Raw genomic sequence first — 18,025 nt, 5'->3', positions numbered from 1 at the left:
ATAATTATAGGATGTTAGTCTGTTTTGTTTTTTTAAAACCGTCAAGTAATTTGACGTGGATTGTCCAAATATTTGTCAGTGATCCATGAAAAGGAAGTGACACATTACCACAATTATTATGACCTTATTCAGGTTCAAAAGTTATTGTCAGATTTCTGAAATTTCCATCCGATCCGTTTCCAACCCAAAAACCAACCCATCCTGTTTCCCTGTCGGATATTTGATTTACTACAAGCGAAGGTTCGTTAGCATTGTTAACAAAAACCTTTACCAGGGGAAAACGGATAAGAATTGTTGCATGGAACCAGGCATCCGGTTCAGGAACCGGAGAAAGGTTGTTTTCATATAAGTTTTTATTTGATGGGTTTCTGTTGCTTTTATTCATATCTCAGGCTATCTACAGGATTTTTGGTAGCAGCTCTCCACGACTGAAACGACACAGTCAGTATTGCAATCCCCAGCGCCAGTAAACCTGGGAGTGCAAAGATCCACCAGCTTAATATGGTTTTGTAAGCAAAGTTTTCAAGCCAATGGTTAAGTAAATACCAGGCCAGCGGAGCAGCAATTACAAAAGCTACTCCAACCCAAACTGTAAAATTCCTGTTTAGCATAATTACTATTTCAGAAATGGTTGCACCATTTACTTTTCGAACACCAATCTCCTTGTTTTTTTGAGCAGTTGTTATCAGAATCATCCCCAATAACCCCATAATTGATAAAAGAATTGCTAATAAGGAAAAGGCTCCAAGTAATTTGGTTTGATTATTTTCGGTATCGTAGAAGTGGTTTATTTGATCTGTTAAATAATAACTGGTAACCATATTGTCAGGAGCAATTCGTTTTAAAATTGCTTTCATTTTAGCACTGATTGTCGCATCATTTTTCCCATCAGTTTTAATAGCCATCAATCGCATACGCCCATTCTGTTGTTGCAAAATAACCATTGGCTCAATGAGTGAATGCAACGAATGGGCATTGAAATCTTTGACAATTCCCTTCACTAAAAACCCGTTAAATAATTCGCCTGACTTGAGATTATACTGTTTGGCAGCCGATTCGTTGAAAATCATTTCTCTTGGATTTGTTCTAAACTCTCCAAATGGTTCACCTTCTGTAACCTGCATGCCCAGTAAATCAATCATTCCCTGCCCCATGATTAAGCCGTCGAACCGAACAGCTTCTCCATTACTTTTTAGCCGAACGGGCAGGAAGTTGTTGAATGGTGGCACAAAAGATGACCCCGCTGTTTTTATAACACCAGGAACCTTTTCAATTTCATTTTTTATTACGTCGAATTGTGCCATTAAGGATTCAGAATTCAATTCATAAACTACCACATTATCAGGGTTAATAGACTGGAAGTTATTTAATGCATATGTAACCTGTTTTTTGAGGCCTGTCACTCCAATCATAAGAAGCATGAAGATGGCGAAATGTACTGTAAGAAAAGAATTGCTCCATCGATGTTTCGTGTATTTATTGGAAGATTTACCTTTTAACAGTAAATCGGCTGAAATTTTGGATATACTGTTACCAATAAATGCTCCTGAAACAATAGCGGTGAAACTAACCAGTGTAGTAATTATTAGCCAGGTTTTAACTTGCGAAAAGACAGAAACATCAAGTGTTCGGTTTAAAGTGGAGTTGATGAATGGGATTCCGCCCGAAGCAACAAGTGCTGCGGGAATAAGGCTAAGTAAAACAATAATGAACGATTCAGTAATAATTTGGGCACGAACCCCATAACGCGTAGCACCCAAAACCTTTTTCGATCCTATTTCTTTTAATCTTGTAGCAATGCGCGCCCTGGTAAGTAGCATGTAGTTCAAAAGGGCAATTAGCAAAATGAGAGAGGCAATACCAATGTAGTATTTTAACTCTTCTGAATTACCTAAACGAGTGTAATAATTACTTGCAATATCGGCTGATTTCAGATAAATATCAGTAACAGGTTGAAGATCATAAACTGCATCTTTCTTCTTTTCACTGGTGATATATTTCTTGTATTTCTGAAGTGAAGCGACTGTCTGGTCTTTACTAACGTTAGAACTTAAAACGAGGTATGTGAAATAGTTAAACCTGTCCCAACTTTGAAACTGATCAGGTCCATTTTGGTATTCACCAAGCAACCGATTATTCTGTCCCAATAAATCTTCTGTCAAATCGATATTTGCCAAGTAATTGGGCGCAATTGTCGATGTTTTTGGAAATGTTTTGTAAACGCCACATACCGTAAGTGGCACAAACATGTTGTTAATTTTAAACAGCATATGTGCACCAATTGGCGATTGAGATGAAAAATGTTTATTGGCCATTTCTTCCGATATAGCTACTTCGCTTCTGTTAGACGCCGGAAGGCCATACCTCATCTTAATTCCAAGGCATTTAAAAATGGACGGATCGGCATACGAAAAATATTGTTGCAATGAAATGTTGTTTTTATCATCCTTAAATTCAATCTCATAGGATTGATAATACCTGAAGAAATCCTTGATCCCTGGAATATCAGTTTTGGCAACTTCTCCAAGTGGATATGAAACAGCACAATCATTTCCCAAAAGTACACGATATACGTTTTGTTTTTCAGGAATGAACTGGTCGAATGAATATTCGTGAATAGCTAAAACACTCAGTAATATAATACTTCCCAATCCAATTCCTAATCCAGCCACGCTAATGATTGTTTGGATTTTGTTTTTGAGAATGGTTCGAAATGCAATTTTCAGATTAGTTGAGTTCATGACTTTTAATGTTTTAGATTATTCGTACCGAAGCGCTTCTACAGGATTTTTCGTAGCAGCTCTCCACGACTGAAACGACACAGTCAGTATTGCAATTCCGAGCGCCAGGATACCTGCCAGTGCAAAAATCCACCAGCTAAGCTCTGTTTTGTAGGCAAAGTTTTCGAGCCACGAATGCATGGTATACCATGCAATTGGCGAAGCCACGATAAAGGCAACGATGACCCATTTCACAAAGTCTTTATTTAGCATGGCTAATATTTCGTACACTTTAGCACCGTTTACTTTGCGGATTCCAATCTCCTTAATCCGTTGTTTTGACGCAAACAAAGCCAGAGCAAACAATCCCATGGCTGCAACGGCAATAGTGAGCAGCGAAAGAAACAAATACACTTTTCCAAAATTGTTGTCTGTGGTGTAGGCTGCATTAAAGGTATCATCAAGAAACGCATAATGGAATTTTTCTTCAGGGTATAATTGCTCCCACAATGCAGTAATGCCGGCAATGGTTTCGGGCATATCCTGCGGTGAAATCTTAATGAAATAATAACCAACTGTCCTGCTCCACCGAATGCTGTTAAAGAAAACCACAGGTTGAATGGCATCTTTTAAAGACAGGTGATGATGGTCTTTTACAACGCCAATAATCCTGTTGTTACGGTTTTCAGCAAACAACATTTTGTTAATGGCTTCTGATGGTTCCAGGCCAATCTGTTTACATGCCGTTTCATTCAGAATCACTTCATCGCCATCTTCCTGGAAAGTGGTACTGTACATTTTACCTTCCAGAAGTGGGACTGCGAAAAAATCAAAATAATCATAATCGATGTGCGCAACGGCAAATTGTTTTTTATGTTGATCCTGTCCGCTCAGGTAAATATTATTACTGGATCGTTTGTAGTCTTCGCCCGCCTTGATCTCAGCCGTTGTAAAACCGGTAACACCCTGTATCTTTTGCACTTCGTTTCGGAAGGTTTCAAGGTTCATGCGCTCATTGGGTTTCTTGATCATTGTCATGGGGCTGAATGATACCAGTGTTTGTTCCATCTTCATTCCGGTTTCGCTTTGCTGCATAAACAGGAGTTGGCGGTAAATGTTAAGAGTCCCGATAATCAGGAATATGGAAACGATAAATTGAAATACCACCAGCGTTGTTATGGAGAGTGGGGACTTTTTGTTGTTGGGTTGCTTTTTGCCCCTGATTACAGTGGTAATTCTTTTTCCTGAAAAGATAAGCGGATAGACGGATGACAGCAATGTGCCGGAAACAGTTAGCAGCGTACTCCATTTTAGCAACATCCACCAGTTGGTCGGAAGAATGTCAAAACCGAAAATACTGCTCCCGTTTCTCAGAATTAAAAAGCTGAATGTAAAACTGACGGTTCCGGCCAACGCAAAAATTATAAAGGATTCAATGGCTGACCCGTAAAAAAAGTGAAGCTTTTTTGCACCTAATATGGAATGAATATTTTGGGAGCTTCTCATATTTATGGACGAAGCCACAGACAGGTTGATGTAATTCAGTACAGATGTAACGATGAGCAAAATTGCAATTAAAAGAAAGGCAATGACTTTGATATGGCTTCCGTTGGCAAACATTTCGTTTTCTTTTTTTGAGTCCAGATGAATGCTTTTTACTGGTTTGAACTCAAACGTTACTTCCTCATTATTTTCTGCGAAATGACTGATGCAGGGAGAGATGGCTTTAGTATATTTATCTTCTACAGATTGTATCGTACTGCCGTTTTTCAAACGAATATAAGTATAGCCTCTTCGTCCGTTCCACTGGCCCCTTGAATACGGATCACGGTCGGCAAATGAAGCGATATTGCTGTCATCAAGCTGACCGGTTGCGTAGTCGAAGTTTCGCATGTAATACAGCAGCGCTTTTCTTTGAAGGATCAGGTCGAATTTTATATGGCTGTTTTCCGGCACATCATCAAAAACAGAATTAACAATAAACTCCCAGCCTTCATTCAGTTTGAATGTTTTATTAACCGGATCCTGATTGCCAAACAAACGGCTCGCCAGCGATCGGCTAATGGCTGCATAATGAATATCGTTAAAAAGCTGATCGGTATTCTCCCCTGTTAAATGGCGCGGGAAGACTTTAAAAAACATGGAGTCCGTAAAAAACATGTTGATATTTTGCACGCTGGCTTCCGGTGTAAAAACCGTGATGATGTCTTTATCAAGATGTGTTGCTGCCGCAATTACAGGGAGGGCATTCATTAATACCGGACCCACACCATTGTAGTTTCGTGCAGTGTTTTGAATAATATCTCCGTTTGACTTTTGCATCAGTTCCACACGATACATATTACCGGCGTCTTCCCAGAAGCGGTCATAGCTTTTTTCTGATTCTATCCAGGAAAAAATAAACAGAAACACCGTAAATCCGATGGTCAGACCCAGAATTGAAATTCCCGGTGTTAGTTTGTTCTGTTTAAACCGGCGTAAAACGGCTAAAAAGTAAAGCTTCATATCTGTAATAATATATTTGACTTTATTTTATTCGGAGTCTCACTTGAAGTGCGGCCCGGATTATTGTCTTGTTCCGTGTTATGTAACCCTAAATCCCTGATGTTTAAACTTCATCTATCTTCACATTTCTCATTACTCATATCGAAGTGCTTCAACCGGATTTTTCGTTGCTGCCTTCCATGATTGAAATGATACCGTTAGTAATGCAATCCCCAGGGCCAGTAAACCGGCCAGTGCAAAAATCCACCAGCTTACAGGTGTTTGATAAGCAAAGTTTACAAGCCATTTATGCATAGCATACCAGGCGATTGGAGTGGCGAACAGAAAGGCTACGGCTATCCATTTTATAAAACCCGTATTCAGCAAGACAAGTACTTCCGATATTGTGGCACCATTAACCTTACGGATACCGATTTCTTTGGTTCTGCGTTCTATAGAAAACATCGAAATGCCCAAAATTCCAAGTGCTGAGATGATGATAGCGAGAATCGTAAACAACATGCTTATATTTTTCATGAAAATTTCCTGTTGATATTCTTTGGTAAGCATATCATCGAAAAACTGATAGCTGAACTCCCGGTTTCCTTTATATTTTCGGTAAGTGTCCCGAATATATTTTAAGGTTTCAACTTTATTATACGGCGATATTTTAATGTTCATCGTCATAATATTTTGAGGATCATTAGTGAGGATGATGGGCTCGATGGAATGATAAGCTGTTCGGAAGTTGAAATCTTTCACTACTCCTACAATGACGTAATTACCAAGGCGTTGCCCGATAGGATCATCAATACCTAAAGCTTCTTCAGCCTTCTCGTTAATAACAACAGGAAAAGATACAGTTGGTGCATCACTATTATTCTTGTTTGAATTGGATTTTTGCCATTCTTTCCAGTATGCACTAAAGTCCATATCCAGAAAATGTCCTTTTACGATCTGAAGGTTGTAAGTTTTGGCAAAATCTTCATCCACCCAGAACAGGGAAGCATGAAGACTGTCGGTTCTGCCCATCTGGTTCAACGGAAAGGAAGACAGCCACTTGAAATCAATTGGTGCATATACACTTGCACTCACACCAAGAATATTTGGGTTCCTCATCAAGTCATCTTTAAATGCTCCATTACCGTACCACAATCCTGTTGGAACCACAACAATGTTATCGTGATTTATCCCTGTATCCCGCTGCTGAATGAAATTAATTTGCTTGATGAAAACAGTAGTGGAAGAGACAAAAGCAATAGCAAGAACAAACTGAGTGGTTACCAGTATTTTCAGGGTCCGGTTAGGTGATCCTGTTACACTCCCTTTTTGTAAAATACGGTTTGGGTTTAAAGAAGAGAGGACAAATGAAGGATAGAGACCTGCAAGAATGCCCGTTCCCAGAATGAGCAGTAATAAGTTAAAAACCAGTTGGTAGGAAAAAATAAGGTGAATGTTTTTCCCTGTAAACTGGTTAAACGCAGGGAGCAATAACCAAAGTAATATAAACCCCAAAACTGCAGCCGCAAAGGTCTGTAATACTGATTCGCCTATGAACTGTTGTATAAAATGAGCTTTTCCGGCTCCATTTACTTTTTTAATGCCGATTTCAGTGGTACGTTCAGAAGCTCTTGCAACAGACAGCACGGAAAAATTAAATATGGCCATAAACAGTATTAATAATGCCAGTCCTGAAAATAGCCATACATATTTAATGCTGCTCATATTTTGGTCTAATCTATTCCTGTCATAATCAGAATACAGGTGGATATCGGCCAGCGGTTGGAACATGAGTTTATCTGTTAGCCGTGAATACCTGCTCACCTGGTTTGATATTCGCGATAAAAAAGGCTCGTCGATAATCGCATTTTTAGCCAGTTTTATATATGTACGGTTATATCCCTTGTCACGCCAATCGTTACCGAGATGAGCAAAACGAGAATTATTTTCTGATGCCATGTAGTCAAAATTGATGGTGCTGTTATGTGGAATACGGACAACGCCACCAATTTTATAGACATCTGTCCAACTGTATTTATCTGAAATCACAGTACTTCCAATAGCAATTTCATTACCAAATAATCTGTGGGCCAGGGTTTCGGAAATAACAATATTCGAAGGATCGGAGAAGGCAGTTTCGGCATTTCCTTCTATAAAACTGAAACCGGTAAATATTTTAAAGAAATCGCCAACCGACCAGCTCATTTCTGCTTCAATTTTATGATCGCTTCCTTCTAATTGCAAGGGTGATGTTTCGGAACTGTAAGAGATATAGGTAGCATATTCTATTTGAGGAAAGTCGTTTTTTAAGGTTTGAGCCAAAGGACGATAGCTTCCCGGAGTTTTTACAATTTTGTCAGCCTTTTTGGTCAGGGTCAATACCCGGTAGATGCGGCTGTAATCTTCATGAAATTTATCGTAGTTCAGTTCGTTATGAACCCAGAGATAAATAAGCAGACTGGCCATAATTCCTAACATAAAACCACTAAACGTAATGATGGTAAAGGCTGGTTTCTTTTTAAAATTGCGGAATGCTATTTTTAGTTGTTTCATAGGATTAGTACTTACTTTTAAAATTTTTCACCTCACAAGCATTATTATTCGTTCATTCGTATCTGACCCTAAAGTTTTTACAAACTGTTTTAGTTTTACAACTTTTTCATTTGTTTCATCTATTTCTGTTTTTTCCAGATAACTTTTAAAATACTCAGGATATACAAGCATTCCCATGTCACCCTGCGGAGTTGTAAAAGAGGGCCAAAAAGGCCATCCGCCATCAATATCGTTTAAAAACGTTTTAGTTGGTCGGTAAAACTTGGGAGGTGGAGCAAAAGAGCTTTGTGGTTTAGGTGCTACTGTTACTTTATCAGAAATTGGTAAACGGCAGATATCAGCCGTTAGTTTATTGTAAACAGCCTTATAGTTTTCGTGCTCACCACTCTGATTATAATATGTATAACTTATAAATACATATTTTTCAGTCTCCAGAATCGACCGAATCATAATTTTATTCTTTAATCCAAGATTGGTTTGATACCAGTCTTCATCGGTAATTTTATACGAGCCCAAATTAAATACATAAACCGGTATTAGGCGATTAGGCGGAATAAGCCGGAAAATGGTGTCACTAAAACTCTTCCTGAACGAAAACATTCCGTTATATTTCCAGTTTATGATTGACGGAACCGATCGAATTAGGGTACTCGTTATCGGTCGTTTCAGCTTGTTGAACTGAGTAAATTTGCACAAGGTATCTCCCTGCAAATTAAAGGTTGCCAGCATACATCCGTTCTCTGATGCTTTAAGATGGGACGTCACGCCTGCATAAAAACTAGATGAAATTCCCAAAATCTGAGTGGAAGATAATCCTGGAGTACCACTTCGATAACCTTCTTTGCCCGAAGCAATGGTTTCGCCTTTAGTGAATGAACCGTCATCAGTTCTCTCTTCAACTTTGGGAAATTGAAGTGTTGGGCTTGCTGTGCTTAACTCATAACTAAAAAGGGTGACTTTTTCATTCGGATAATCAGTAAATTTGTACAACACCCTGTTCCCTGCAACAGACACATGGTTTCCCCATATGCCACGATAGCTTTCTTTGTTGAAATATCCGAAAAGTTTTTGACCGCTTAATTCGCGTGATCTTATATTACTATTGGCAATAGGTTCGATGTATGCTCCGGTTTTTGAAAATCGATGCACCCCAAAATTGTTATAAAGAATAATATCGTCGTTGGTGAAACCAACATTTCCTCCCATGTGCGGTGAAAAGTACAAAGAATCGTCAGGGATGCTAAGTCGAATGTATTTTACTTCTGTGGCTATTTCACTTAAATTAAATTTTTTAACCGGAATCTTTTGGGTAAAATCAATAACAACGGGTGGATGATCAGGATCAACACCTCGATCTTCTTTAAACCGAAATCCTTTGGGAAGTTTAGCTAAAGAATCTGCCAATAGTTTTTCATGTTCTTCTCTAACTTGCTGCTCGTAAGCCAGTTGTTCTTCTTTGGTACGGATAGTTTGAACCAGTGATTTTTCATCAGTTTTAAGTTTGTTGCGATTGCAACCTGATGTTAATATAAAGACAACAATCAAAAATATAAGATTTTGTATTTTCATCATATCAGGTTTATTTCACGAGCATTAGAATTTGATCCTCATCACCGACTTTTTCGGAAAGTTGTCGTAACCTTTCTTTTTTACTTTCTGTGGCTTTGGATTGTAAAAACAAAGGGGATTTTACATGGGCATTTATTTCAGAACCATTTAACGAGACCATAAATTCTCCATTCCGGCCAACCATAATATTATCCGGCCAAACCGGGAGACCTCCATCAATATCGTTGTAAAGGATGGGTGCATCATAGTCTGTAGGGTCACCTTTAACAATAAATAGCTTCTTCATTTTTTTATTATATATGGCATGATAGAGCTTCAAGCCTTTACTTCTGCGTGCGTTGGGGCAATCGTAGCTGTCTTTTGAAAAGGTTAAGAACAAATAGTCTTTGGCATCGGCAAAATCATAAGGAATAATCTTCCCTTTCAGATTAAAGCCGGGATCTTTACCTTGTAGCATCGTGAGTTTATAATCCTCAAGATTTAAAACATAAACCGGCAGCAAACGATTGGGAGGAATCAATTGAAAAACCGTATCGTTGAAATTCGTGCGATAAAACAGATTTCCGTTTTTTTCGTACCAGGTTCCTCCATCGGTTCCTCTGCCTACCGTTTTTGTATAGTTTTCAACGCGTTCATTTTTGGTAAAAGACGTAATCAGATCTCCTGTTTTGCTGTTTCTTACTACTAACATAGCCATTCCACCGGAGCGGTGTACGTAAACATTGCGGTCAGTTGTAAAAAGTCCCGAACTGCTATATAAAGAATATGCTGTCCGGCTCATTGCTCCATGGCTGGCAAACCGAGGAGGTTGTGGTGTTCTGCCGAAGTTAAAATCTACCGAGACTTTTCCGGCTCCCCTAATTTTATCAGGCTCCTCAATATCGTATTCCAAATCTTTTAATGGTTTATCATCGGAACAGTTGTATTCCATGATATAGCTTTGCCCCGTAGTAGTATTGAGATAGTGATAAAACAGATCATCTCCCCGGGCCCACAAATCAGTTCCTCCGCCTATCTTCATGTAATTACTCCATAGAGTGTGAACACGGTCCTGCTTTTCATCGTAGGAAAGGCCACTCATTTGATTTTTTACGATGGTTCGGATAAAGCGGCCATCTTTAGAGAAAAGAAATATGCCATACAAATTGGTGGCAACAATGTATTTGTCCATCATGTAATATTTGTATTTCATATTGGTAAGTAATGTGGAATCGGGAACCGGTTCCATCCGGATATATTCAATGGAAGATGCTACATCGGAAAGGCTGAATTCTTTAATGCTGTCTAGACTGTTGGCGATATCTATTACAAGAGGAGGATAATTGGGGTCAACATCTCTTTCTTCCTTAAACTGAAATCCTTTTGGCAGTTTTGCCAGGGAATCGGCTAATTCTTTCTCCTGCTGTTTTCGTTGCTCTGCTTCGTATACCTTTTGTTCCTCTTCGGTACGGATGGTTTGTGCCAGCGCCTTTTCGTTTACTTTAAGTTTATTCCGGTTACAGGAGACCGTTATACTCAGAACCATTATAATCAGCAAAAGGCTTGATAAATTCTGCATAACGGTATACCAATATCTTTTCATAATCAGGGTATTTTATTTTGCTGCTTTTTTATTCATATCTCAGACTATCTACGGGATTTCTTGTCGCTGCCTTCCAGCTTTGCCAACTTACAGTTAATAATGCAATCCCTACTGCGAGCAACCCGGGCAGGACAAAAATCCACCAACTGAGGTCTGTTTTATAAGCAAAATTTTCGAGCCATTTATGCATGGCATACCATAGAATTGGAAGGGCAATACAAAATGCAACCAAAATCCATTTGATATATTTTGTATTGAGCAGGACCATCACTTCTGTGATCCTGGCGCCATTAACCTTTCGGATGCCAATTTCTTTGGTGCGTTGTTGAATGGAATAGAGCGAAAACGCAAACAGTCCCATAATTGCGATAATGATGGTTAGTACTATAAAGAGTTTGGTGACAGAAAGAAGCTGTTCTTCTGATTGATAGGCGGCATTTAATTCTTTGTCCAGGAAAACCGGATCAATACTGGTATGGTAAACAGATTTTGAAATGCTCTTTAGTTGCGATGCGACAGCTGCGGTGTTCTTCTGATTATACCTGACCAGTAAAAACCGGTAATTGGTCGCTTCATCCGAATTCACAAAAAATGCAAAATTACCAACCGGGTTGTAAAGCGACTCATAGTTAATATCGTTAATGACCCCATTAACATGAAAGGGAACTTTTGATTCATTAGGTTCTTCGTCTTTTTTAAAACTCCCTGCTTGGATCTCATCTTGGGTATAATTTTTTGCCAGTTTATTATACAGTGTCCTGTTAATAAAGAAATTTGTACCGGTACTTACATTAAATGTATCAATTGTTTTGATGCCAAGGACAGGTAGTGCATCCGGATTTATCATTGCAAATTTCACAGAATAATTATCTTCAGATGTTCCGAGATTGGTATCCTGCAGCCGAAAACCCGGATAATGCATGGCACTTCCAACAGCCAGAATACCGGATACTGACTTTGCCTTTTCTTTAAATACACGAATATTGGTAGTCGTTCCAACCGGAGCCCTGAAAATCATGACATTTTCAGGAGAATAACCCAGATCTTTTGTATGAATGAAATTGATCTGTTTGTTCAGGAGCATTCCAAATCCGGCAATTCCAATGACCACAATAAACTGAAATACAATAAGTGGGATTACCTTTTTATTGGCTCCGTTTTTACGTTGTCGCACAGGTCTGCCTGAAGTCGTAAATATTGAAACCAAAATGACCAGAAGTGCCAGCAGAAGTAAAAATATCCAGAATGTCGCTGTAAAGGTATGAGGTACCCAGCCATTGAAGTAGTGATGACCGATTTCTGATTTGAAGAGTTGAATAACTGATAAAGTGATCACAACAGCAGGAGTGACCAGTAGGAGAACTTCCGACAGCAGGTTCTTTATTTGCGATAATCTGCCGCTACCCAGAAAATGTAATATTTGTGTTCTCTTTTCCTGGAATTGCGAGCGGGCAATATTGGTAATAAGAAAATTAAGGACGACAGTTATGAATAATAATATTCCGACAATCAACAGCGTGTTAAGCTGTGATCTTTTTACGGCAGGGGATATATCCCGTATCAGATCACGGTTAAAATGAATGTCGGTAAGATGTTGAAGTTTCATTGAAAATGCCTCAATCGGTGGCCCGTGAGCATCTTTCAGCTGTGGAGCCACCATTTCAGGTAATTGATTTTCAAATTCAGCAACAGAAATACCTGGAGCCAGGGTCAAATAGACGTAAGCACCATATAACTTTGATCTTTCAAGATGAGAAATGGTCTGTTCGTAAAATCCTTTCTTAGAGTGTATCAGATCATATTTCAGATGTGAGTTCTGGATGTTTTTATCCAGAATTCCAACAATAGTAACTGTTCTGTTCTCTGTTGTCCTTCCGTTAAGATATGTAATATCTATTGTTTTTCCAATTGGATCTGTCTTGCCAAAAAGAGTTTCAGCTGTTGGCTCACTAATTAAAGTGGTATTGGGATGTTCCAGATCCGCAGGATTACCTTCTTTTAACGGGATATTAAAATATGAAATGAAGCAGGTATCAGCATAAACCGGGTTGGAAATTCTGAAAGTCTTTTTATTTACTGTTACGTCGAATCCCTCATCGTTTTTATAAAATACAGTTGACCTTTCAACAGTAGGATTTTCGCGTAATACCTTATCGAATGTCGCAAAAGTACAAGCCCAGGTTGAACCCTCTTTGAGCCCTGTGATAATTCTGTAACTCCGGTCCCTGGACTGCACATTTTTATCGAATGAATAGTGGTGATAAATAAACAGAAGAATTAAAACTGAGACAGTAAATGCAATAGATAACCCGACAATATTGATAACTGCAAGCGTTTTATTGTGAAGTAAGGTACGTAATGCCAGTTTAATACTTTTCATGATTAAAATGTAATGTACGACGTTTTTATTGTTTATTCATACCTCAGTGCCTCAACCGGATTCCTCGTAGCAGCTTTCCAACTCTGCCAGCTTACAGTGAGTAAAGCAATACCCAGTGCCAGTAATCCGGCCAGGGCAAATATCCACCAGCTTAAAGTGGTTTTGTATGCAAAATTTTCGAGCCATTTATTCATGACGTACCATGCAATGGGTGTGGCAATGACAAAGGCAATAACCACCCATTTTACAAAGTCTTTGTTAAGCATGGCCAGTATTTCTGAAATTTTTGCGCCGTTGACTTTACGGATACCGATTTCCTTGGTGCGGCTATTAAGCAGCAAAAGCGTTATGCCGAACAATCCTAAAGTGGAAATCAGAATTGAAATCCCCGTGAAAAGCATCAGTATATTTATGGTCTGCTGAACATTGCCGTACATGCTGTTTATCCGCTTGTCTAAAAAGAAATAGTTGAACGGTGTATTGGGAATGACCTTTTCCCAAATCTTCTCTAGTTGCTTCAGTGTTTGTGAAATGTTATCCGGTCGAAGTGCGATCGACAGGGTATAAAAATTGGATTGAAACTCCTTGGAGATGATGAGCGGAGGAATTTTTTCATAGATAGAAGAAATATGGAAATCTTTTACGACCCCAACGACCTCATGATTCTCACCTCTGAAGATCGTTTTACCCACAGGATTTTGCCATCCCAATTGTTTAGCTAATGTTTCGTTAATTATAAATGATTTCGTATCAAAATCCTTGCCTGCTCTAAAATTACGCCCGTCGAGAAGTTTGACATGATAGGTATCAAAAAAATGGTCATCAACATGCAGGGCGTTATACATCTCCCATTGATCTGTCCCTTCGGGTTTATAACCATTTTGTGTTGCCTCAAGTCCCGGTATCCCGAAACTGGCAGAGGCATTCATAACACCTGGTAGTTTTTGAAACTCTGCGATTAATGTTTCTCCTTTTTCCCCGATTTCGCCATTCATTACATTAATGATGTTTTCAGCCTTAAAGCCCAGATCCTTGCGCAGTGCAAAATTCAATTGTTTATAGACAACAAGTATTGATGCAATGAGCCCAATTGAAATACAAAACTGAAAAGCTGAAACATATGCTATTTTTCTTTTTCTGAATGGCGACGAATATAAATTCGTTTGTGGCTGACCTCTCAACACCCTTCTGAACCCGATATAAAGAATCAATCCGGATACAATACTAATTAACAACACTATAAGGATTAGCTCCCAAAGGCTTTTATGTAATTGTGAAACCATAAAAACATCTCCAAAAAGCTTTTCAATCCCCTGTTGTGAAAGTACCAGGATAAAAGTTGCAATTATACCTGCCGAAAAGAACATGAGTAGTGACTCAACGAGAAACTGCCTTAAAATTCCATATTTCCCGATTCCCAGATATTTTTTGACTCCAAACTCCTTTGAACGGAGTGCCAGTGTACCACTGCTTATGAAAAGGTAATTGATGATTGCGATCAGTAGAACCAGAAGTCCAATACCCAAAAGACTTATGACGTTGGTATAGGATTTATTTGGGAATGGATCCCAATCGACATTAGAGTGAAGGTGGATCCGGGCGATTGGTTCCATCTCAAATTCAGTAAAGAAGCTACTACCTTCATTGGCTTTGTTGACCTTTTCCCAAAGGAAGTCGGGTAATTTTCTTTTGACTTCGACTAATTGATTCGCCTGGTGTAATTTAATAAAAGTTGTGGCAGACATACCTCCATTCCAGGATATAAACGTTCCGGGAGCCTTGATTTGTGACGCAATGGGGAAAACCACGTCAAAAGGAATATGTGAATTCAATGGAGGATCAGTAGCAATTCCGCTGACAACATACGATTTATTATTACAAATGATGGTGTTTCCAACCGGATCTTCGTTGCCAAACAACCTATGGGAAACACTTTCTGTCAATACAATACTTTTTAGATCAGTTAATACTGAACCTGGTTCTCCCATTTGAAGTTTAAATGAAAAGAACTGGAAAAAATTGGCATCAGCATAAAGTGATTTACTTATGGAAATACTCTTTTCTCCAAATTTGAGCAACCGCCCCTGACGACTTAGTTTTAACCGGGCAAAATCTTCTATTTCAGGGAACACTGCTTTCATATCTGGCCCAACAGGAACTCTTACCAAAGGAGAAACTTCCTTCTCTTTAGGGCTGGTTGATATCTCACTGACCCGGAATATCCGGTCCTTGTCAGCATGAAACTGATCAAATGAAAACTCAAAGCCCACATAAAGGAACAATGTGATTGAGCAAGCGAATCCAAGGATTAACCCAAATAAATTGATGAGTGAATAATATTTGAATTTGATGAGGTTCCGGATGATTGATTTAAAAAGGTTCATTTCTATTCTGATTTACTCAATTATTCATATCTCAATGCTTCTACGGGATTTCTGGTTGCAGCCTTCCAACTCTGCCAGCTTACCGTGATCAACGCAATTACCAGTGCCAGTAATCCGGCCAACGCAAATATCCACCAGCTTAAAGTGGTTTTGTATGCAAAATTCTCGAGCCACTTATTCATGACGTACCATGCAATGGGTGTGGCAATGACAAAGGCAATAAACACCCATTTTACAAAGTCTTTGTTAAGCATAGCCAGTATCTCTGAAATTTTAGCACCATTTACTTTACGGATACCAATTTCCTTTATCCGGTTTTCTACCATATTTAAAACCAGTCCCAGCAAACCAAGGCAACATAAAAACAGGGCCAGACCGGCTATGATACTGATGGAATCTGCCAGCTTTTGTTCTTTGTTGTACTGCTGCGCAATTATATCGTCATAAAACTGGTAATTAAAAGGGTATGCCGGGAAAAATTTCTTCCATGTTTTTTCAATTGAAGCAATGGTTTGTGGAATATTTGTACCGTCAATCCGAAGGGAAGCATTTGAAATATAATTACCCAACGGACTGAATTTTACACCGTCAATCTCCTGATGCATCGACTGACTGTTGAAATCAGCAATGAGCCCTACGATTTCATAATCGTGAATCTTTTTATGAATTGGGTTCTCGTAACCGCATTCTCTGGCAAGTTTTTCGGTTACAATACAAACCTTTTTGTCACCATGTAAAAAATTTCTGCCGGCAATCAGTTTCAGATCTAATACTGTAAAAAAGGATGTATCGCAATCAATGTCATTGTATTTTACATCATGGCCATTAATTTCCTGGTCGCTGTAAGAATGAATTCCCATTGGAACGCCATCCGATAACGTCAGATTCACAACTCCCGGGATACGTTGCAATTCAGCAGCATACGTTTTTATTGTTTGTGGATTATCTATGGAATAGTGCAAATTCTGTTTGATAAGATAGCTGGTCTCGAACCCCGGATTTTTATTTTTCATGAAATTTATTTGTCTGAAAATCATCGAGACAGAAGCAATAAGGGCAATTGCAGCTGCAAACTGAAACACTAACAAAATTCTTGAAAAAGAGCTTAAGCGCATTCTGCCGGACAGCTTTTTCTGTAACAGGCTGACAGGATTAATACCTGAAAATAACCAGGCCGGGTATAATCCAATCGTAAAAAACAGAACCAATAATACACCCATAAAGGGAAGCATATACGATACGTGCGTCAGGATGTTCAACTGTATTTCAGAACCAACAAGCTGGTTAAAAAATGGCAGCAATAAAAGCGATAAAACAATGGCAATGCCAAAAGATAGCATAATCACCAAACCACCTGAAACAGTGTAATACCTGAACATGTTTTTTCGATGTGCCCCGTTTACTTTAAGAATGCTCACCATTTTCGATTCAGCATTCAGATTCGACAAGCTCAGATTGACATAGTTTATACCAGCGATAAGTATTACGATTAACGTAATGGATAACAACAGGCTAAAAAGAGGGTGATTAAAATGGTTGAAGTGTTCATCCCTGAAATCTGTGTTGGAAAAAATATCGGCGAGGGGTTGCATCTCAATATTGGGCGTAAAACTGTACCATGGAAACCGGTAAGTTGATTTTATCTGAGCGGTCACACTGGAAGGATCTGCATTTTTATTCAGTAAAACATAATAACTAAAGAGTTTAACCTTCCAGCTTCCGTTCTGGTTGCCAAAATTTCCTCCGCTCCAGGGCAATTTATCTGTATAAAGTGATACTATGGCATCTGATTTAAAATGCGATTTTGCCTTAATATCCTCAAAAACTCCGGAAACATAAGCCGTTGTAACCATATTTAGCCTTACCGGCTTCCCCATTGGATTTTCCTCTCCAAACAGTTTTTCAGCCAGTGATTCGGATAAGACAATTTTATTGGGAGCATCAATCAAATGTTGCATTGACCCTGTCATGATATTATAATCGAAGAGATCAAAAAAAGTTGAATCCGCGATAACCAGGTGACGAATACGTTGAACAACACCATCTTCTGTTGATAGCATAGACCCAAAAATGTTAACCCGGCAGGCTTTATCAACGCCGCTTACTGTTGTATTAAGGGTGTTATAATACTGATCATCGAGCCTGACCTGCTTTTTAGGTGTATTGACCAGCCGGTAAATTCGGTCATAGTTTGTCTGATATTTATCCGAACTTTTTTCATACGCATAATAGGCCGAAGTCAGAATCACCAGGGCCAGACATAACGATAGGCTGACGACAGAAAATACCATAAAGCGTTTTTGCCTTAAAAGGGATCGTATGACCAGTTTTATTAGATTGCTCATTTCTAATT

At 38.9% G+C, this 18,025-nt stretch carries 9 protein-coding genes; all 9 read right to left on the bottom strand.

Annotated elements, in window-relative coordinates; all coding sequences use genetic code 11:
- Positions 1 to 124: 124 nt before the first annotated feature.
- The 9 genes from ACE1ET_RS08225 to ACE1ET_RS08185 all read right to left on the bottom strand — a co-directional run bounded on the left by ACE1ET_RS08225 (position 125) and on the right by ACE1ET_RS08185 (position 18,017).
- Positions 125 to 385, bottom strand: coding sequence for a hypothetical protein (locus tag ACE1ET_RS08225; protein ID WP_375727903.1), 261 nt, complete (start codon positions 383 to 385; stop codon positions 125 to 127).
- Positions 378 to 2,741 (bottom strand): ABC transporter permease, encoded by a 2,364-nt coding sequence (locus ACE1ET_RS08220; RefSeq protein ID WP_375727902.1) that lies wholly within the window; start codon positions 2,739 to 2,741, stop codon positions 378 to 380. The genes ACE1ET_RS08225 and ACE1ET_RS08220 overlap by 8 nt, the downstream gene beginning before the upstream one ends.
- 18 nt (positions 2,742 to 2,759) lie before the next feature.
- Positions 2,760 to 5,225, bottom strand: a complete 2,466-nt coding sequence (locus ACE1ET_RS08215) for an ABC transporter permease (RefSeq protein ID WP_375727901.1) — start codon at positions 5,223 to 5,225, stop codon at positions 2,760 to 2,762.
- A gap of 132 nt (positions 5,226 to 5,357) precedes the next feature.
- A complete protein-coding gene (locus ACE1ET_RS08210; protein ID WP_375727900.1) occupies positions 5,358 to 7,757 on the bottom strand; it encodes an ABC transporter permease in 2,400 nt (799 codons plus the stop codon).
- A gap of 27 nt (positions 7,758 to 7,784) precedes the next feature.
- Positions 7,785 to 9,329, bottom strand: a complete 1,545-nt coding sequence (locus ACE1ET_RS08205; protein WP_375727899.1) for a DUF4933 domain-containing protein — start codon at positions 9,327 to 9,329, stop codon at positions 7,785 to 7,787.
- A gap of 7 nt (positions 9,330 to 9,336) precedes the next feature.
- Entirely contained in the window at positions 9,337 to 10,908 is a 1,572-nt protein-coding gene (locus ACE1ET_RS08200; protein WP_375720042.1) for a DUF4933 domain-containing protein, read from the bottom strand.
- Between the two features lie 28 nt (positions 10,909 to 10,936).
- A complete protein-coding gene (locus ACE1ET_RS08195) occupies positions 10,937 to 13,288 on the bottom strand; it encodes an FtsX-like permease family protein (protein WP_375727898.1) in 2,352 nt (783 codons plus the stop codon).
- 32 nt (positions 13,289 to 13,320) lie between these two features.
- The gene (locus tag ACE1ET_RS08190) at positions 13,321 to 15,672 is read right to left on the bottom strand and encodes an ABC transporter permease (protein WP_375727897.1); all 2,352 of its coding nucleotides are present in this window, start codon (positions 15,670 to 15,672) and stop codon (positions 13,321 to 13,323) included.
- A 20-nt stretch (positions 15,673 to 15,692) separates the two neighbouring features.
- Positions 15,693 to 18,017, bottom strand: a complete 2,325-nt coding sequence (locus tag ACE1ET_RS08185; protein ID WP_375727896.1) for an ABC transporter permease — start codon at positions 18,015 to 18,017, stop codon at positions 15,693 to 15,695.
- Between the last annotated feature and the right edge of the window lie 8 nt (positions 18,018 to 18,025).

This window comes from Quyinboa mangrovi (assembly GCF_042219825.1).
GTDB lineage: Bacteria > Bacteroidota > Bacteroidia > Bacteroidales > UBA5342 > JBHJHP01.
Note: the sequence above shows the minus strand (reverse complement) of the source record. Positions and strands in the feature narration are given on the sequence as shown.